Source organism: Streptococcus sp. k-378 (genome assembly GCF_013277505.1).
GTDB lineage: Bacteria > Bacillota > Bacilli > Lactobacillales > Streptococcaceae > Streptococcus > Streptococcus pseudopneumoniae.
Genome location: NZ_VMNC01000006.1, coordinates 1 through 18876, shown reverse-complemented (window position 1 = coordinate 18876; position 18876 = coordinate 1). Strand labels below are relative to the sequence as shown.

At 37.2% G+C, this 18876-nt stretch carries 17 protein-coding genes and 1 pseudogene; all 18 read right to left on the bottom strand.

Annotation, left to right across the window (positions count from 1 at the left end; translation table 11 throughout):
* Window positions 1-6: 6 nt before the first annotated feature.
* Window positions 7-846 carry a PRD domain-containing protein gene (locus HT719_RS00515; RefSeq protein ID WP_000584530.1) on the bottom strand — a complete coding sequence of 280 codons (840 nt, stop codon included), beginning with the start codon at window positions 844-846 and terminating at the stop codon, window positions 7-9.
* A 300-nt stretch (window positions 847-1146) separates the two neighbouring features.
* Window positions 1147-3825, bottom strand: a complete 2679-nt coding sequence (locus tag HT719_RS00510; protein ID WP_172927883.1) for a DEAD/DEAH box helicase family protein — start codon at window positions 3823-3825, stop codon at window positions 1147-1149.
* A gap of 271 nt (window positions 3826-4096) precedes the next feature.
* Window positions 4097-4900 (bottom strand): Fic/DOC family protein, encoded by an 804-nt coding sequence (locus HT719_RS00505; RefSeq protein WP_023936623.1) that lies wholly within the window; start codon window positions 4898-4900, stop codon window positions 4097-4099.
* Window positions 4901-5256: 356 nt separating this feature from the next.
* Complete coding sequence (locus HT719_RS00500; protein WP_000253751.1) at window positions 5257-5823, bottom strand: hypothetical protein; 567 nt, start codon at window positions 5821-5823, stop codon at window positions 5257-5259.
* A complete protein-coding gene (locus HT719_RS00495) occupies window positions 5813-7156 on the bottom strand; it encodes an AAA family ATPase (protein WP_000778677.1) in 1344 nt (447 codons plus the stop codon). Before HT719_RS00495 ends, HT719_RS00500 begins: the two co-directional genes overlap by 11 nt.
* A 106-nt stretch (window positions 7157-7262) precedes the next feature.
* Window positions 7263-9914 carry a valine--tRNA ligase gene (locus tag HT719_RS00490; protein ID WP_172927881.1) on the bottom strand — a complete coding sequence of 884 codons (2652 nt, stop codon included), beginning with the start codon at window positions 9912-9914 and terminating at the stop codon, window positions 7263-7265.
* Between the two features lie 126 nt (window positions 9915-10040).
* The gene (locus tag HT719_RS00485) at window positions 10041-11042 is read right to left on the bottom strand and encodes a virulence RhuM family protein (RefSeq protein ID WP_001002884.1); all 1002 of its coding nucleotides are present in this window, start codon (window positions 11040-11042) and stop codon (window positions 10041-10043) included.
* A gap of 31 nt (window positions 11043-11073) precedes the next feature.
* Window positions 11074-12315, bottom strand: coding sequence for a hypothetical protein (locus HT719_RS00480; protein ID WP_001085116.1), 1242 nt, complete (start codon window positions 12313-12315; stop codon window positions 11074-11076).
* Window positions 12316-12612: 297 nt separating this feature from the next.
* Window positions 12613-13845 carry a beta-carotene 15,15'-monooxygenase gene (locus tag HT719_RS00475; RefSeq protein WP_172927899.1) on the bottom strand — a complete coding sequence of 411 codons (1233 nt, stop codon included), beginning with the start codon at window positions 13843-13845 and terminating at the stop codon, window positions 12613-12615.
* A 5-nt stretch (window positions 13846-13850) separates the two neighbouring features.
* Entirely contained in the window at window positions 13851-14006 is a 156-nt protein-coding gene (locus HT719_RS00470) for a hypothetical protein (RefSeq protein WP_004237269.1), read from the bottom strand.
* 30 nt (window positions 14007-14036) lie between these two features.
* Window positions 14037-14234 carry a hypothetical protein gene (locus HT719_RS00465; protein WP_007284866.1) on the bottom strand — a complete coding sequence of 66 codons (198 nt, stop codon included), beginning with the start codon at window positions 14232-14234 and terminating at the stop codon, window positions 14037-14039.
* Between the two features lie 296 nt (window positions 14235-14530).
* Window positions 14531-15109 (bottom strand): AAA family ATPase, encoded by a 579-nt coding sequence (locus HT719_RS00460; protein ID WP_172927879.1) that lies wholly within the window; start codon window positions 15107-15109, stop codon window positions 14531-14533.
* A complete protein-coding gene (locus HT719_RS00455; RefSeq protein WP_023933266.1) occupies window positions 15109-15669 on the bottom strand; it encodes a GNAT family protein in 561 nt (186 codons plus the stop codon). Before HT719_RS00455 ends, HT719_RS00460 begins: the two co-directional genes overlap by 1 nt.
* Window positions 15656-16233: pseudogene (locus tag HT719_RS00450) on the bottom strand (flavin reductase family protein). The gene HT719_RS00455 and the pseudogene HT719_RS00450 overlap by 14 nt, the downstream one beginning before the upstream one ends.
* A gap of 283 nt (window positions 16234-16516) precedes the next feature.
* Complete coding sequence (locus HT719_RS00445; RefSeq protein ID WP_000038630.1) at window positions 16517-16912, bottom strand: helix-hairpin-helix domain-containing protein; 396 nt, start codon at window positions 16910-16912, stop codon at window positions 16517-16519.
* A gap of 95 nt (window positions 16913-17007) precedes the next feature.
* Window positions 17008-17262 (bottom strand): DUF1912 family protein, encoded by a 255-nt coding sequence (locus tag HT719_RS00440; RefSeq protein WP_000119707.1) that lies wholly within the window; start codon window positions 17260-17262, stop codon window positions 17008-17010.
* A 9-nt stretch (window positions 17263-17271) separates the two neighbouring features.
* Window positions 17272-18606: a DUF438 domain-containing protein gene (locus HT719_RS00435; RefSeq protein ID WP_172927877.1), complete on the bottom strand. Its 1335-nt coding sequence runs from the start codon at window positions 18604-18606 to the stop codon at window positions 17272-17274.
* On the bottom strand, window positions 18606-18839 hold the full coding sequence (locus tag HT719_RS00430; RefSeq protein ID WP_000368739.1) for a DUF1858 domain-containing protein: 234 nt from the start codon (window positions 18837-18839) through the stop codon (window positions 18606-18608). The genes HT719_RS00435 and HT719_RS00430 overlap by 1 nt, the downstream gene beginning before the upstream one ends.
* Between the last annotated feature and the right edge of the window lie 37 nt (window positions 18840-18876).

Sequence of the window (18876 nt, the reverse complement as noted above, 5' to 3'; positions counted from 1 at the left end):
ATTCTATTAATCTAAATTTTTTGTTAAGCGACGAATATGAGCCATCAAATAAACTAATTCACTAGAAGTCAGCAAATAATTGTACTCAGTTTGTATAAACATTGCCACCTGTTCACCACATTCATATTCTCTAGGATATTTATTTTTCATTAATGCTAACAAGTCTTCATCATCATCGTCACAATAAGTTGTATTTTCAACCAAGCGATGGGCAAATAATTTTATATGAGTTATGAATCTATAATAATCAATAGAATCTTGGTTAAACTCAGTACAATAGAAATCTTGAATGATTTTCTCAATTCCCATAATTATTTCAGTGATTTTATACGACTCTTGAAAATTATTTTCTAAATTAGCATTAACAAAATGTAGCGCTATGAATGCAGCTTCGTCAATTGGAAGTTCAATACCTAACTCTTTTTTTATTATTTGTAAAGCCCTTTTCCCAAGTTCAAATTCTTCTTTATAATATTTCGATATTTCCCAGCGTAGGGGATTCGAAATAATAATCCCTTCTTTATAACGTTCTATGCTCGAAGAAATATGATCCGTTAAATTAATATAGATAATTTCATCAAAATTATTACCCAATGTTATTTTACCTAGGTTAATTATTTTTTCGGTGATGTACACCAACTCCAAAGGAACGTTAATAAACATCTCTGTAAAACGGGTCATATTATCTCTATTTTTGAGAAAAAAACTTTTCTCAATATCAATTGGATTTACTTTATCTCCAATTTTTCTTCCAAAAGCTATGCCCCTTCCAAAAAGAAGAATATCGATATCTTTTTTACTTTGCGCAATTACGGCATTGTGGTTTAGTATTCGTTTTATGATCATAAAATTTCCCTTTTAAAATAAAAGGAACCTACTTAAAAAACATCAAGAAACTTCTTCTGATGTGATTAAATAGGTTCCTGCTCACTTGTATTAGTGATAACATCCTTTTATTTCAATTTTTAATGGTGACATGAAGCTTAAATAATTAATAACTCTGTAACCGTTTTCATTTTAAGATATTTCAATCTATTTGTCAAGTACTTATAGAAATTTTTTTATTTTGTGTGATTCGAATGTGATAATGGCAACAGTCTCACTAAAGAAATGAAAATCATACATAGAAATTTTTAAAAATTTTCTCTATCGTAAACCTGCCACTAGTTCAGAAACTATACTAGCTGATTCCAAACGTAATATGGTCATTTCATCTACCTTCCCTAATAATGGCATTGCGCCATACCAAACAATGGTCTTGTTTACCAAAAGAATAGGCGTGACTATTTTTGATTGAGTAAAAGATACTTTAATTTTCTGGCTCTTCAACTGGTCTAGCCATGCTTTATTTGCAACCGTCTCTGGTATACATATCTCAATTTGACTAATCCTAAATTCTTTTAGAAAATTCATCAGTTTTGTCTGGTGCACATAAGGTAAAATAAGCAGACATTCCTGTCTTTCCCCTGCCAAGTCCTCTCTCAACACCTTCTCATATCTACTATCAACATAAACGAATTGTTTCTCCTCACCCTCGATGACACGATAATCCATCTTTCGATAAGCTACTTGTCGTTTCTGAAACATCTTTTCTAAATAAGGAACATGAATATCCACATAATCGAAAATCCGCACCAAAGACTTATCCTTGTAGTTTCTATGAATCCGACCTGCATACTGAATTAAATTATTTTTCCAAGAAAAGGGTGCTGCCAATATAAGCGTGTCTAGCTGAGGCAAGTCAAAACCTTCGCCAATGTATTTTCCAGTAGACAATAAAACAAACCCTTTATCTAACTGTTCTAACGTCTCCATTAAACTTGTTCTATCTCGGACTTTGGTTTTTCCGCTAATAATATAACAGTCATCAACCTCTTTCTCTTTCAATAACTTTTCAAAGACATCTATCTGTTGAATTCGATTGACTAGAACCAAGATATTCCGCCCTTCTGCCACTTGGTCTAGAATATCCTTGATAATCAACTGATTCCTCACTGAGTCAGTAGCAATCCAATCACTAAGCTGTATAAAATTACTTGCTTTGGTCTTTTCAATCTCCAAATGACCAAAAGAAGTGAATCTTAATTGCAATTGCCGTTTAAAATCCGTTTCCCTCTTATCAGCAGTATGGAGTATCTCACCAATTCTCTGAAAAACAATAGGCTCATGACCATTCTTACGCTCAGGCGTAGCCGTCAAACCGTAAAGATACTTCCCTCTAAACTGAGCAACAACTTTTTCAAACATCAAGGCAGAGACATGATGACACTCATCCACAATCATCATCTCATACTCATCCAAAAGACTTTGACTATTTTCCAACTTAAATAGAGATTGAATCATAACAACATCAACCAGTTTACTCAGCCATTTCTTAGTCCCACCGTACTGCCCAACATAGCCTATTACCTTTTCACGACCTGATGCCGTATAACGGGTAGCTTCTTCCTCTTCGAAAGTCAAAAAATGGTTTAAACGATCCAGCCATTGGTCTAAGAGTTGCCTATTATGAACTAGGATAATTGTTTTGGTCTTCCATTCAGAGATGAGAGCAGCACCTAAAACGGTTTTCCCAAAACCAGTCTCCGCATGGAGTAAACCATTTTCTTTGGAAATCATATCTGACAGGGCTAACTCTTGCTCAAAAGTGAGTTCTCCCTTAAATTCCACTCTAATAGACCTTTGTACCTTTCTCCTATCTTCCACAGATACCTGCTTAAATTTATCTTGCAATGGATACAGCAAGCCTCTTGGCAGCCATAAATAATGATCGGATTCTCCAAATAAATACATTCGCTCAGGAATTTGATAGGTTGGCTGTCGCATAGCCTGCTTTAAATAAAATTCGGGATTAGAAAATGAAGCCATATTTTTCAAGAAAAACAGTGTCTTGGGTGTCACAGACGATTTTTCAAGTTGGATCATATTGGATAAGACGACCTTCAACTCCTTATCCAATTCTTCCTTACCTAACTCCTCTTGGATTAACAGTGCCACTTTAGCAGTTGAAACCCTCTGAATTTCTTGTAGATACCTCCATTGGTCTTCATAAGGCTGAAAATGTTCATCCACAAAGACCGTTCGCCCTTGATGATAAGCTTCTCCTTGAAAAGGAAGGGCAATCAAATTACCAAATCCACCTTTAGGAAGAACATCCTGATTTGGAAACATGCGATCAAAAGAATCAAAGGACAGTTGCATACTTTCCTGCATTGCCAGTTCTAACAGTTTCTTTCCAAACAAGCGAGCCTCTCGACTCGGAATCGCTTCCTCAAAGAAGAACCAAATATGGAGTCCGTGACCCGAACGAGAAATCTCTAGATGGGCTTCCATCTGGCGTTCCCTGGCTATTCTTCGAATGGCTAAACCAGCTTCTTTCCAATCTCTTTCATCCAAATCCAGTACCAAAAAATAACAGCTATCATCTAAGTGCATAGGAAAGATACCGATAGCTGTCTCCCCACGAAAATGAGATTTCAAAACGGAATCTGTCAATGTCTGGAAACTCCGTTTTTCAGGTGGCAACTGCTTCCAACCATAATCATAGGATGGAAAATATTGAATTTTCCCTTGATCATTGATGAAACTCTTAGCATAAACATCATAACGGCCAGCAAACACGGAGGTAAACAATTGTAATTTGTCTTGCGTCGTCAAGCGACTACTTTGAAGTTGGAACATCTCCTCGAACTGAGAGCGTTCCATCACAAACTGACTCTTGTCTTTAAGATGTTTACACAAGAAAAACTCACTATCCCCATTAAAAGAAGAAAAGACATCAAGTACTTCTACCACAATTCCATCCAAAGACACAAAAACAGCCATAACAATCACCTCCTTGATTCCTATAGGCTGATTATAACAAGAATAGCTGAAATTGTACACGAAAATAAAATCCTAATAGTACTCATTTTGTATGTGGCTAATATTCCGTCTCGCTCCGGAATGTACGAGGTAAATAGAGTTTAAACGAGCAGTCTATAAAATTCAAAAAACGCATATTATCAAGTGACCTAAAACTTTGATGATATACGTTTTCTTGTGAGAATATTTACTTCATTTTTTCCTAAAATTCAATGTTTACTCAGTATTAGGATTATGAAAAATCGAGGTCTAAATCTAGATACATTTTTTCTGAAGACAAATCATTTTGACCACCGAGCAAGAGATTTTCAAAAAAAGCTGTTAAAAACTCAGGACGTCGCTGTAAAATCTTTGCATTATCTAATACCAAGGCATCACGAAAATACTTGGCATGTTGCTGAAATGGTGTATTATCAATATCAAAACCAAACTCACGAAGATACTGAATCAAAAAGACCGTTACTGTCCGAGTGTTTCCTTCGCGAAATGGATGAATCTGCCAGATTCCTGAAATAAAATGCTGGATTTGTTTAACCACATCCGCCTGAGTTAGTGTCGCATATGCAACTTGTTTTTCCTGATTAAAATCATAATCCAAGGTCATTTGAATCATGGAGTAATCAGAGTACACAACACTTTCACCATTCAAAACAGGTTCATTCTTTGTGATATTGGTCTGACGAAATTGCCCCACCGGAATAGAGGGTTCAAATATATCTTGAAACAACTCCTTATGAATAGCAAGTAAGGTCGCAGGACTAAAGCTAAAGCCTCTTCGAGACAATAGTTCTACAATACGTAGAGAAACCAAGTCTGCCTCTTCCGTACTTGCATCAATAGTATGGTGATAAGCCGTTGCATCCTCATAAACCTGCTCGTAAGTCAGTTCACCCCGGGACTGTTTCTCAGCCAAAGATTCCATATACGCTGATGGCACTAGATTGTCAACTTTCTGCAGACCAAAACCTATCCGCCATAAGTCACGCTTAGCTTCATAAGACAAGTTTGGGTTGTCAATGTTGTAAGTTGGTTGCATAGAAATATCCTTTCAATTGTTTTTCTGTGTCATCGGTAAATGGTGAAATTGGGGTGAACTATAAAAAACATTCATAATAAGTTCTATGAAGAAGTAATAAAAGAGTTATACTCAACATCCCATGCACTCATTTGTAATGCCTTTTGGATGAATGGTTTGATTAAATGAATAATTCTAGCTTGCATACTTATCAAACTCATAGGATACACCACTCTGAACTCGTTGGTTTGTTCAAATCCCCCAACACCTGAGAAGAAACTGCAATGTTGTACTTCTCAGAGCGGTTCGAACTTAGAGGGGTTGTTGTGTAGTGAGCTGGTTTTTAATCAAAGCTATAAAATTTTAGTATTTTAATTTTAACTGACTAAATTATTATTCTCTATAAATTCTATAAATTTTTCAGGGGGATATTTAAAAGATTCAATTCCATAAAAATCTTCTAAAGCCCTAAAATTTTCAACTTTATAAGGTGACTTACCACTTATTTTTGCCTGATGTTGTCTAATTTCATTTAAATGTCTTTTACCTTTTTGTGATTTAACTACAGTAACTGTCACTATTTTTTTATAATCAGTTTTTTGCAATCCATAAAAATTTTCTAGTAGGAACAAACTCGATAATATTTTAGCTCTAACGTTAGCATATGGAATATTTTTTGAATTCTTAAACTCTATTAAATATAATTTACTATCAGCATCTACAGGAAGAAGAGGCAGAATTGTATCTACAGATTGCCATTTATCAAAGCTATGTTTTTTAAAAATAATTTCTGAAATCTTATCAAAATTATAACAAGTATATTTAGAGTTTACCAAATTATAGTTAGAATCAGAATCATATGAGCAGGTTTTAATATCGCTACGACATTCAGAAAATCTAATATTAAAATCATGTAATATAGAGAAAATTATTTTACTCACCATCAAAATCCTCCGCTAGCTCCTCAAGGCGATTTAAAGGAACATACATTTGCTCATAAATCTTATCAATCGAGTCAGTAACATCTTCAATAGAACTATTAGCAAGATAATACTTAACAGAATCATTTGTATCATTTTTTTTGCTAAATATATCAATCGCTTCAACTAAATAAGGACTATGGGAATTGATTAAGATATGTAATCCAAATTCTTTCTGAAGTAATACTATAATTTCAGCAAATTTCAATTGCCATTCTGGATGTAAATGGACTTCTGGTTCATCTAAAATGAGTGTCCCATTTTCTCTAATCACACCATTTTCTAAAAGAGATTTAATTAAATAGAACGTTTTCATACCTGAAGAATAATTGATTATATTAAGTTTTTTTTCATCTTCCTCATCTTCTGAACTATTAACAATATCAGTCTTCAATATATGATTTATTTCATTAAACACCAAATTTAATCTGTCAGTTATCTTAGCTCGTAATGTGTAAGTGTTGTTTCTTTCATCTCTAAGCTGCTCCATTAAATGAGCATTATGATCCAATTTTAAATCAATTTTATTTAAAAATTCATTTAAAAATTTAGTTGAAAATTTATTTAAAAATTTAGTTGAAAATAAATTTTCAACTATTGCAGCAGCATCATCTATGTATACTACATCTGTTTTAAAATTTATCAATTTATCTGCAGTAGCTCTATTTTTGTTAACTTCAACATTTATTTGTTCATCTTTTATTCTTAAAGAAATTAGTCCTGTCAATGGGTCGTATATATTATTTATTTGATTATGAAATTCATCAGTTAAATGAGCAGTTAAAATTTGGTTAAAGATAGATTGGTCTGACTGAGATAGAATTTCTTTTATATTTTCAGATAAAACATTTAGGTCCAAATCCTTAATATTTAATACAAAGTATTTTGAATTTCGTTTATTGAATTCATTAATTGATTCAATGATACTCTTCTTAAGGGATTCATTATTATGTTCACTATAATTTTTATCAAGAAATATCAATAAATTTTTTGAAATGATTTTTGTCAATTCTGTATAAAGGAAACTCGGAACGATTCTTCTAGCAATCCCTATTTCAGAATTATTTTTACGATTCATTTCGATATCAGAGAGATAGTCTTCTAAAAAATCATTAATTGCTTTAGTTCGATCGTTAGAAATTTTTTTTATAACATCATAATTGGCACTAAATATTGAAAATAAAGAACGACTTATTGTACTTTTTCCAGTGCCATTTTGACCTGCAATAACTGAAATTCCATTTATTTCAATTTCTGCATTCTTTACATTACCTATATTTTCTATTGTTAGTTTCATATATATTCTCCTTTCACCATGGAGGCAGTACTATCAGTTTAACACAAACTACATAAAAAAGCAGGTGTGAGGTGTAAATCATCTTCCAAGTATATCTCACTTCACACTACTTCACCAACTTCTTCATATCATCAATACGTGCAACTGTCGCGTCGTATTTGGCTTGGTAGTCGGCTTGTTTGTCGCGTTCTTTTTGGACGACTTCTGGTTTAGCATTGGCGACGAAGCGTTCGTTAGAGAGTTTCTTGCCCACCATATCTAGTTCTTTTTGCCATTTAGCCAGTTCCTTGTCGAGACGAGCCAGTTCTTCTTCGACATTGAGGAGGTCTGCCAGTGGCAAGTAGATTTCTGCTCCTGTGATGACGCTTGACATTGCGAGTTCAGGTGCAGGGATGTTTGATGCAATTTCCAAGTGTTCTGGATTTGTGAAACGTTTGATGTAGTTGACATTGCTGTTAAAGAAGGCTTCCAAGTCACTATCGCTAGTCTTAACAAGGATTGTGATTGGCTTACTTGGTGCTACGTTTACTTCCGCACGCGCATTACGAACGGCACGGATCAAGTCTTTGAGACTTTCCACACCAGTGTGAGCCGCAAGGTCTTCAAAGGCTAGATTAACAGTTGGGTATGCAGCTGTCACGATAGAGCCTTCTGAGATTTGTCCAAAGATTTCCTCTGTCACGAATGGCATGATCGGGTGAAGGAGACGAAGAATCTTATCCAAAGTATAAAGGAGAACAGAACGCGTGATGACTTTCTCTTCTTCGTTGTCACTATAAAGGACTTCCTTGGTCAACTCAACATACCAGTCCGCAAACTCATCCCAGATGAAGTTGTAGAGGATGTGTCCAGCCACACCAAACTCAAACTTGTCAAAGTTGGCAGTTGCTTTTCCGATGGTTTCATTGAGGTTGTGGAGAATCCAGCGATCTGTGACATTTCCAGCTTCCTTGTTGGCAACTTTTTCCACATTGGCAGTTGCTTGCTCAAGGGTCAAGCCTTCATTGTTCATGAGGATGTAGCGAGAGATGTTCCAGATCTTGTTAATGAAGTTCCATGAGGCATCCATTTTCTCGTAAGAGAAGCGGACGTCTTGACCTGGTGCAGAACCGTTTGAAAGGAACCAACGAAGGGCATCGGCACCGTATTTCTCGATGACATCCATTGGGTCAATCCCGTTACCGAGAGACTTAGACATCTTGCGTCCTTGCTCGTCACGAATGAGACCGTGGATAAGCACGTTTTGGAATGGTTGACGGCCTGTGAATTCCAATGACTGGAAGATCATACGAGACACCCAGAAGAAGATGATGTCGTAACCTGTTACCAAGGTTGAAGTTGGGAAGTAACGTTTGAAGTCTGCTGAGTTGACATCAGGCCAGCCCATAGTTGAGAATGGCCAAAGGGCAGAACTGAACCAAGTATCCAAGACGTCTTCGTCCTGAGTCCATCCGTCACCTTCTGGAGCTTCTTCGCCAACGTACATTTCACCCTCAGCATTGTACCAAGCAGGGATTTGGTGACCCCACCAGAGCTGACGAGAGATTACCCAGTCGTGGACATTTTCCATCCATTGGAGGAAGGTATCGTTGAAACGAGGTGGGTAGAATTCAACCTTGTCCTCTGTGTCTTGGTTGGCAATGGCGTTCTTAGCCAAATGGTCCATCTTGACGAACCATTGAGTAGACAAGCGTGGTTCAACCACAACACCAGTACGCTCTGAGTGACCAACACTGTGGACACGTTTTTCAATTTTAACGAGGGCACCGATTTCTTCCAACTTAGCAACGACTGCCTTACGAGCTTCAAAACGGTCCATGCCTGCAAATTCGAAGGCTAAGTCATTCATAGTACCGTCGTCGTTCATAACATTGACTTGTGGCAAGTTGTGACGTTGACCAACCAAGAAGTCGTTTGGATCGTGGGCAGGTGTAATTTTCACGACACCAGTACCAAACTCAGGATCTGCGTGCTCATCACCAACGATTGGGATCAATTTATTAGCGATTGGAAGGACGACGTTTTTACCGATCAAGTCCTTGTAGCGTGGGTCTTCTGGATTGACCGCAACCGCAACGTCCCCAAACATGGTCTCAGGACGAGTGGTCGCAACTTCAAGGGCGCGAGATCCGTCTTCCAGCATGTAGTTCATGTGGTAGAAGGCACCTTCGATATCCTTGTGGATAACTTCAATATCAGAAAGGGCTGTGCGTGCAGCTGGGTCCCAGTTGATGATGAATTCACCACGATAGATCCACCCTTTCTTGTAAAGGTCCACAAAGACCTTACGAACAGCTTTTGACAAACCTTCGTCAAGAGTGAAACGCTCACGAGAGTAGTCTACAGAGAGCCCCATCTTACCCCATTGTTCCTTGATAGTAGTGGCATATTCGTCTTTCCATTTCCAGACCTTGTCGAGGAATTTTTTACGACCTAGGTCATAACGTGTAATGCCTTCTCCACGCAAGCGCTCCTCAACCTTAGCCTGAGTGGCAATCCCAGCGTGATCCATACCTGGAAGCCAAAGGGTATCAAAGCCTTGCATGCGTTTTTGACGGATGATGATATCTTGCAAAGTCGTATCCCAAGCGTGACCAAGGTGAAGTTTCCCAGTTACGTTTGGTGGCGGAATGACGATTGAATAAGGCTTAGCCTTTTGATCTCCTGAAGGCTTGAAAACATCAGCGTCAAGCCATTTTTGGTAACGACCAGCCTCAACCTCGGCTGGATTGTATTTAGGTGAAAGTTCTTTAGACATGTGTGTGTCCTTTCTAGTTAATATCTTTAAATAAAATTAGTATGTAGAAGATATGCCTTGATTCAGCACATCTGATTTTTTCAGTATCTTCTATTAGTAAAAAAGAAACTGTATAAAAATTTTACATTAACTTTCTCTCATTATCTTCAGAATATGTTTATCAAAGTCCGATATAATTTTTTGAGTTCGGTTAAATTTTTCATACTCTTGGATGGCTTTTGAGTCTGCTTGTTTCTTGGAAATGCTTCCTTTTCCTTCTAAGATTTCATATTCATTAAAGGATAGAAAGCGATCAATACTATCTGCCAATCCTCGCATTGTAAACGTATTACGGCGCTCAACTAAACCCTCGATATAATCAAAATAGGCTGTAACAGTTCGCTCTAGTTGTCGAATTTCTTTTTCTTGCAAATAATTTTTGGCTACCGTTACATCTGATTTGAGCACTCGTCCATCAGGTGCATGTTTCCAAGTAGTTAATCCCATTTTTTCTTTACTAGCATCAGCTTGCTGATAGATAATTTCTGCAGCCGTACTTCCAGTAATTGCATAATGAAATTTATTTTGCACCATAGCATAGAAGTTTTTAGTAATATCCGAGTTTCGATCATAATCTATGGCACATTCGGCAAAGATATCCGTAATTTGTTGATAGATTCGGCGCTCGCTAGAACGAATAGAGCGAATTCGTTCTAAAAGTTCACGGAAATAATCTTGTCCGAAAACTGTCTGTCCTTGTTTCAAGCGTTCATCATTCAAAACAAAACCTTTGATGATAAATTCTTTCAAGGTCTTGGTTGCCCAAATTCTAAATTGAGTAGCCTTGCTGGAATTTACGCGATAGCCAACTGAAATGATAGCATCCAGATTGTAATATTCAAGTTCACGTCGGACAGTTCTATTTCCCTCTTGTTGAACCTGTGCAAATTTTGCACAAGTTGACACCTTATCCAACTCACCACTATCATAAATGTTTTTTAAGTGCTTTGTAATGACACTTCGTTCAACTCCAAAGAGCTCTGCAAGACCTTTTTGAGTCAACCAAAGATTTTCATCTTGTAAAAGGATATCTAGCTGAACGTCGCCATTTGGTGTAGTATACAGGATGAAATTAGAAATTTCATTCAAGACAATTTCACCTCCCCCCTTCCATAAACAATTACTTCTCTTTCTTAAACTTTATGCCGTTTTCTTTCAGCTTTTTAACGGTTACAGGACCAATTCCCTTCAAAGCGAGAACTTCTTTTTCAGTCCATTTTTTGAAATCTGAAGATGTACGAATCCCATTTTCAACAAAGATGCGAACAAGATCCATCCGGATTCCCTTCATTTTTTCCTCGCTCATAAAGGAGTACCAGTCTGTAACCTGGGATAGATTTCTTAACACACTGGAATGATTCGAAAATACTGGTTTACGACGGAATTTCTTGGCTTCTTTTGTTAAAAATTCTGTTAAGATAATATTTTCTTGTAAATAGTCAAGCAGAGGATACAAACTAGCTTGTAGCGATTCAACTGAATTTGGACAATAGCATTCTTGTTCTTCAATGTCTAAAATATTGAATTGCCAGTCTTTCTCTATGAAGAATTCAACAGCTTCATCATTGATTTCCACTAATTTTGCAAATAGCTGACTGGCTTCCTCAATTTTTCCTTGAGAAAAAGCAGAGATGATGGCATGAATAAGGATGGTATCATCCCGCTTTCCTTTATTTAATTCTTCACAATAGAAACGTTCAACCTTTAATTCCTGACCAGTAATATGATACAAGGAAAGCATACAGAAGACAAAATTAGGAGGAAAACGTTCTGGTCGCTTACTTAAGTATAAGTTAACCAAGTCCAAAGCCTTAAAGTAAAATTTTTCTGTCATATAATATTCAATCAGAAACATCAGAGCAGACAGGATAGGGCGAGCTTCAAAATAATTCCAACTATTGTATCCGTTCATTTTCCATTTTTCTAAAACTAGAACTTCAAAATCCAGTACTTTTTTAAAGGTTGGTAAATCAAAATCTTTAACTTCTGATAAGAATAAGTGAAAATCAGCCGCAAAATAATCTGGATTGATCTTTAAAACTTGCTTTAACAGTTTATTTCGCTTTTGTGTATTTGGAGTATGCATAGCTTCTCTAAATAAAGCGTGATCCTGATTCCAATCAAAAGTCCTATTTTTTAGTTGGTAATTGATTAGCTGGACATCTGGATACTCTCCATGTTCATCAGCATATTGCATCACTGCTGTATGTAGTTCATCGAAATTTTGAATTTGTCGACGTTCTACAAAAGTTGGTTTTTTAGCCATTATTTCTGTCCAAGCAGCCTCTTCTTCAGAAATAATTTTGATATCCAACTTTTGCTGGCGTTTTAATTCTTTTTTTCTATTTTTCTTTTTAGCCATCTATTTTCTCCTCTAACTCATTCTTCAATAGACCCGACTCAACTGGCTTAGATATCCTTTGGGACTCAGCTACAGGCTTGAATGGGAAATCTCAGTTTCTTTGTGATTCGTTTACTTTGAAAGTTATCCCCAAGCGTGACTAAGGTAGAGTTTTTTCCAGTTACATTTGGTGGTGGGAATCACGATTGAATAAGGCTTAGCCTTTTGATCTCCTGCCGGCTTGAAAACATCCGTATCAAGGCATTTTTGTAACGACCAGCCTAAACATAGGATGGAGTGTATTTAGGTGAAAGTTGATTAGACATTATTTTTTCTCCTTTTATGAATATTTCTTTTATATCTACGATTTATTAATACACTGTGCATGTTGTCACGATACACGTAATATCCATTATGGGTGTTTAAATAGAAATACTGTAATAACCAAATTATAGCCTTCCCAATAACTAATGATAATATGAAACAAACGAAAATAATTATAGTTGAGGCAAATAATTCAGACATCCAATCAGCTGCGGGAGTTATAAATTCGACCAATTTCATCTTAATCTTTAAACCCCAAATAATTTCGGTTAACTTTGGAATAATACTCAACATTAATAGAGTAAGAAAACTATATAGTTGAGTTCGATAGAGGTGTCTATCCATTTTCTCAGTTCTTATTGGTTTTTTCTTATATTTTTTTGTATCAAATTGAGAATTTATTTCTCCAATTAGACTAGGAATTAATATTGGCAAAAACCAGGTTAAAGCATTTATTAATTCATTTTCAACTTGATTAAATATTGCTAACAACAATATACAGATTGTTCCAGTTAGCCATGATGCTATTACTTCTTTGGTATCTTTTGCACCATGTCTAATTAGATTATGAATTCTCCACCAGAATATTAAATAAAGCGCAATAAATGAATTAAATATAAAAATGTCAGTTATTAAATCGGAATGAAAATCAATAGCTTTAGAAATAAAGTAATAAATATAGATATAATACCATAAAAACGAAATAATAAGCATCGTGGCATATACATTCCACAGTGTCTTTCCCTTTACCATATCTATTTTATTAACTTTTTGAAATATCTTGATTGATCCTACAGTTTTTATAACAGATAATACAAATGGTAATATTAAAAGCATTACAATGATAATCCAGTTATTTATGTGATTTTTACTTATGCCATAATTAATAAAAAAATATTGAGATAAGTTGATTAAAGTTGATTCAACTAGATTTAGGTTATAAAGAATGTAAGTCAAGATTCCGCAAAATATTCCATCCCATGCGTTCATAAAAGCTAAAGATTTAGTACTTTTAGTAAGAAAAACTCTAAACTTATTAAATCGATTTTTATAGTTAAACACATATATTAGTATCAAGGCAAATTGTAAAATTATAACTAATTTAAAATCGGTAAGACAGAATACAATTAGAGATATTATTGGAAAATACGTTAGCGCATACATAAGTATTTTCCAAGTTTGAGCAAAAAGATTCTTCAATCTATTGTCAGTATTAAAATAATACATTAATTTCAATCTTTGCCTCCTAAATCTAATCTAAAGGTTGGTAAATCAAAATCTTCAACCTCTGATAAGAATGGGTGAAAATCAGCAGCAAAATAATCTGGATTGATCTTTAAAACTTGTTTTAACAGTTCATTTCGCTTCTGTGTATTTGGAGTATGCATAGCTTCTCTAAATAAAGCATGATCCTGATTCTAATCAAAAATCCTATTTTTCAGTTGGTAATTGATTAGCTGAACATCTGGATACTCTCCATGTTCATCAGCATATTGCATCACTGTTGTATGTAGTTCATCGAAATTTTGAATGGTCCGACGTTCTACAAAAGTTGGTTTTTTAGCCAGTAGTTCTGTCCAGACAACCTCTTCTTCAGAAACGACTTTGATATCCAACTTTTGCTGGCGGTTTAATTCTTTTTTCTATTTTTCTTTTTAGCCATCTATTTTCTCCTCTAACTCATTCTTCAATAAATCAAACTCTACCTCTGCTGTATTGGATATTCTTACGACCTCGGATACAGGCTTAAATGGGAAATCCCAGTTTCTTTGTGATTCGTTTACTTTGAAGGGTGTACTCCAAGCGCGATTAAGGTAGAGTTTTCCAGTTACATTTGGTGGTAGGAATCACGAACGAAAAAGATTGAGACTTTTGAACTTCTTGAGTCTTGAGAACGTCTTCATGAAGTTGTTTAGATATGTGTGTGTCCTTTCTCTATTGTATTCATTTTATTTTGAATTTGCTTAGCAGCTTCTTCTGCAGACAAATTCGTATTATTTATTTTAAAGTAGTGGTGCAACTCATTCGGTTGATATTGGGAATTTAATTGAAGTGTTTCAGTGGTTTCTAAAATTTCTCTTTCAGATACCTCAATATGTCGTTTTAAGGGTTTGTGCTTTAATCGATTCTCCGTTCGATTTCGATGTAAGCGCTCCTCAAGACTTGTTTCCAACTCCACAAACAGAATCTCTTGATGATAGTCATTCAACAAATCCTGAATTTGCTTTAAATACATCAGCTGGTACTGATTTGAAAAATCAATTACGTCAGTTAAAATTACTGATCGCTGATTTCTTGCACTTGCTCCAAGGAAAGAAAAGGTGATTCCACGAACAAATTCCCACATTTCCTCTGTAAAGTCCTGATAGATTTCTAATGCAAAATCGATGGCTTGATGGTTATAAAAGAGGGTAGCATCTGTCAGTCGAGATAACTCTTGACCAATGGTCATTTTTCCTGATGCTGGAGCACCAATGATGAAAAGATGCATCAAATCACCTCCCACTCGCTCTTCAGCAAGCCATATATCAGACTGTCACAGCGGTTTCCTTGAACATCCTTTCGGTCTCTTATGCGAGCTTCGAGGGTAAAGCCAAGCTTTTCCGCGACTCGTTTACTTTGAAGGTTATATCCAAAGCAAGTTAGTTCAATCTTGTGAAGACCCAAATCTTTAAAGGCTAAGTCAATCAAGGCAAGCGCTGCTTCTGGCACATAACCTCGCCCCCAATAGTCTGGGTGTAAGGTATAGCCGATTTCCAGCACATCATCTTCATGGCGATGGTTGAAATCGACAGAGCCAACGATCTTATCCGTTCCTTTGACGACAATCCCGTAGCCTGCTGGGAGATTTTCCTTTTGATTACGCTCCGGAAGAATGTGCTCCAGATAATAAATCTCATCTTCCAAGGTCTTGACTGGAGGAAAACCTGCTGGATAGGCGACCTCTGGCAAACTAGCGTAGGTATGGATATCCTCAGCATCTGCCACTGTACGAACTCGTAGGACGAGTCGTTCGGTTTCTAATCGTTCTGGTAATTCAGCTCTTGACATCCTTCATCCTCGCTTTCTTAATGAAGCTCCCCATAGGGTCTACTCGGTCATCTAAATAGCGATAAACGCGCTGGTGGCCATCCCCATAAAGTAAGTAGGTGCAAAACGGTCATTTCTAAAATGTCCCTTTTCATCCAAAAGTTCTGGGTCAACAAATCGCTCAACAATCTTAGCGAAAATATGACAAATTCCCTCTTCCTCATCAATCCTATCTACCTGACATTCTAACACGACTGGACAAGCCTCTAAAATCGGTGCCTGAGTCCGTTCAGAAATCTCGTAGTCTAGCCCCAGGTGTTTCAATTTCTCTCGATGACTGATAAAACCAGCCTGCTCCATCTCGAGCATGAGATTTTCATCAGGAATATTCACAGTAAACTTCTGGTAACGCTTGATTTGCTCAGCCGCATTTTCCTCAGCTCCGACACCAATGGCTAGCCAATCTCCCAAGCTATAAGAGGAGCTACAGGTCGTAATATTGTGTCCAAAATTCTGATCCTGATACCCCAAAATGAAGATAGGAAAACCATAATAGAGTTTACTTGTTTTAAAAGATTGCTTCATAACAAGCTCCTTTGACTAAGACGCAAAAGAAAATCCCTGCCATCTACATGACAGGGACGAATGTGTTTATCCGCGGTACCACCCAATTTCGGGCAGTTGCCCGCAACTCTCGTCTTTAAAACAAAAAGACACTTTTATTTCAATTTTTCATCCATTAGCAACCAGTTTTGACACATTTGTGGACTTCTCAGCGCCGCCACTTTCTGTAAAATGCGGGATTCAAAACACCTCTAATGGCTCTATTGTAGCAAGATTTTGACGGAAATGCAAGGCACAAGAAAAATTACTTGAACTTGATGCCATTTTCTTTCAATTTCTTGATGGTAGCTGGGCCGATTCCTTTCAAGGCAAGGAGTTCTTTTTCAGTCCAGTTTTTGAAATCTGAAGCAGACTTAATTCCTTCATCATAGAAAGTCTTGGCACGATCAAGGGGAAGTCCACCCAAGTTTGCTGCAAAATCTTCTACAGAATTAACTACTTTTTGAGCTTGCTCTTTGGTAGCTTCTACTGCTTGTTCAACTTTTTTAGAAACAGCCTTACCAGCTGCGCTTGCTGACTGTTCTGCACGCTTCACGACTTTTTTTGTCTCATCTACAACCTTAGTCACAGTACTTGAAAAGGCACCTGCACGACGGAGACTATTTCGTAATTGTTTTTTACGATTGAGTTTCTTTGACATGATAAAATCCTTTCAATAAAAAATCCCTGCTCTGACAAGGATTTAATATAAATATTCTATCAAGATTTTAGTGAAAAATCAAGAACCTATCTCGTTTAATAATTTCGCTCACCAAACAAGCCTTCTGGCAAATCATGGAATCCCTTTCCTGCTTTGAAATTTTCAAACTTACCAAGCAAGAACTGATAAGCATCCAAACGACTTTCGTAGCGAATCATGGCATCTTTGGCACGTTCGTCTTGGTCTTCTTCGTAGACCTTTTGACTTTCCTTATGCGCCATGTCGTTGATCATGATTTGGGTATTGACCCAAGCTTCAAATTCCTTCATAAATTCTTGTTCGTAACTCATTTTTTCTCCTTATTCTAATCCACGGAAATAGTCCGTGTCAATCTCACGGTAGGGCTGGATATCCTGAACGTATTCCAGCACACCTTGAAATTCTCCGTTTTCATCGTGTACTGCTGCGTAGGTGATGTGGACAAACTTACCTCGCGACTCAGACTTGAACCACATTTCATACTTATCCTTGGTCCCCTCACGAAGTCCCTTCATGATAGTTTTGACCTTGTCCAAGTACTTAGGCGGATGACAAAGTTCAACATTACGCCCGACTTGGGACGGGATCCGTTTGAAAATCATCTCATCAGCTGGCGTATTGTCATTGTAATACTGGAAAATATCATCTTTATTGACAAAGGTAATTTCCATAGGGAGGTGATTGAGGATGAGATTGGCCTGCTCGACCGATAGGTAGCCATTTCCAAAGGCCTGTTGACTATGGCGGTCCAGCACTGCTTCCTTTTCCTTAGGGGTAAAGGTAATGGTAAACTGGCCTTCTGGCGTATCGATAACTTGCTGAACTTGACCCTCTGCCGTATCTAGCTGTATAGGCTCCCCTGCACTCTTTTCCTCAACAAAGCTCTGGCGTTCTGGCACCCATTTCTCAGACGGACGGATGATGGCATAACCATAGGCATCGCTCTCCTCCGCAATCTGAAGCCAGTCATCCTGAGTAAAGGACTCAAGGAGAATCATGAGAAGGATGGACTCTTCCTTGAAAATCATACTTTCAAACTCTGTCGCAAAGGCTTCAAAAGTTTCCTTTACACTGCTAATCGACACTTCTGGTAGTGACTTGGCTGTCGCTAAAGCTGTTTGAAAGAGTTCCCTGATCTGATCATCCACTCCCCACATGACCTTAGGAGGTGAATCGTGACCATAGCGCTCCATGATGGGGAAGAAGAGCTCTTCCTTACGCTGGTAATGAATATCAAATTGACCTACAAGTCCCATCTGACGCACCAAACCCTTACGCATCTCCGCAAGCATTTCTTCATCTTCCATAGACTCATAGGTATCTAACAATCTACGAATACGAATCAAAGCTGCACGGAGAGCCAGATTTTCTTCTTTGAAAATCCGAACTGGGTGACCTGGGTGCTCGGTATCCTCTACTTTGACACCTTTGATAGCATTTTTAAAAAGATTGGCATGGACATCACAGAGTTCCATGACATCTTCAAAAGTGACGCCCGAGTCCGAGTTCATCAGCTCGTGCTCCATGAGGGAAATCTCGATGGCTGAGACACCCGCAAAGGTCGCATCAAAACGCTCCTGAACCGACTCAGGAGAGGCACCATTGTGCAATTCTAACAAAATATCCCGTAGGATATGAATCCGTTCATCTGCCATTAGTCTAACCCAATCACTTCGTAGCCGTTTGCTTCCAGCGTGCGGACAATCTTGTCCATAGGAGTTCCTTCAAGCTTAGACCCCTGCTTAAGCGATACTTTGCGCCCGACTGTGTTGCGCATCAAGGGATTAGCAAGGGGTTTAAAACCCAACTCCACTAGAATCTCTAAGACCTCTGGATGCTTATCCACCACTTCTGCAACAGGAATTGACACATCGATGATATTGTCCATGACGACCTCCTTTGTATGTTCTAATACTCAATGAAAA

What these genes read in the sequence shown, in the direction of transcription:
- HT719_RS00455 (WP_023933266.1), bottom strand. Translation starts at nt 15,669, where the DNA reads ATGTCAAGAGCTGAATTACCAGAACGATTAGAAACCGAACGACTCGTC.
- HT719_RS00445 (WP_000038630.1), bottom strand. Translation starts at nt 16,912, where the DNA reads ATGTCAAAGAAACTCAATCGTAAAAAACAATTACGAAATAGTCTCCGT.
- HT719_RS00505 (WP_023936623.1), bottom strand. Translation starts at nt 4,900, where the DNA reads ATGCAACCAACTTACAACATTGACAACCCAAACTTGTCTTATGAAGCT.
- HT719_RS00480 (WP_001085116.1), bottom strand. Translation starts at nt 12,315, where the DNA reads ATGGCTAAAAAGAAAAATAGAAAAAAAGAATTAAAACGCCAGCAAAAG.
- HT719_RS00510 (WP_172927883.1), bottom strand. Translation starts at nt 3,825, where the DNA reads ATGGCTGTTTTTGTGTCTTTGGATGGAATTGTGGTAGAAGTACTTGAT.
- HT719_RS00435 (WP_172927877.1), bottom strand. Translation starts at nt 18,606, where the DNA reads ATGGCAGATGAACGGATTCATATCCTACGGGATATTTTGTTAGAATTG.
- HT719_RS00490 (WP_172927881.1), bottom strand. Translation starts at nt 9,914, where the DNA reads ATGTCTAAAGAACTTTCACCTAAATACAATCCAGCCGAGGTTGAGGCT.
- HT719_RS00430 (WP_000368739.1), bottom strand. Translation starts at nt 18,839, where the DNA reads ATGGACAATATCATCGATGTGTCAATTCCTGTTGCAGAAGTGGTGGAT.
- HT719_RS00515 (WP_000584530.1), bottom strand. Translation starts at nt 846, where the DNA reads ATGATCATAAAACGAATACTAAACCACAATGCCGTAATTGCGCAAAGT.
- HT719_RS00475 (WP_172927899.1), bottom strand. Translation starts at nt 13,845, where the DNA reads ATGTATTATTTTAATACTGACAATAGATTGAAGAATCTTTTTGCTCAA.
- HT719_RS00460 (WP_172927879.1), bottom strand. Translation starts at nt 15,109, where the DNA reads ATGCATCTTTTCATCATTGGTGCTCCAGCATCAGGAAAAATGACCATT.
- HT719_RS00500 (WP_000253751.1), bottom strand. Translation starts at nt 5,823, where the DNA reads ATGGTGAGTAAAATAATTTTCTCTATATTACATGATTTTAATATTAGA.
- HT719_RS00440 (WP_000119707.1), bottom strand. Translation starts at nt 17,262, where the DNA reads ATGAGTTACGAACAAGAATTTATGAAGGAATTTGAAGCTTGGGTCAAT.
- HT719_RS00470 (WP_004237269.1), bottom strand. Translation starts at nt 14,006, where the DNA reads ATGCATACTCCAAATACACAGAAGCGAAATGAACTGTTAAAACAAGTT.
- HT719_RS00495 (WP_000778677.1), bottom strand. Translation starts at nt 7,156, where the DNA reads ATGAAACTAACAATAGAAAATATAGGTAATGTAAAGAATGCAGAAATT.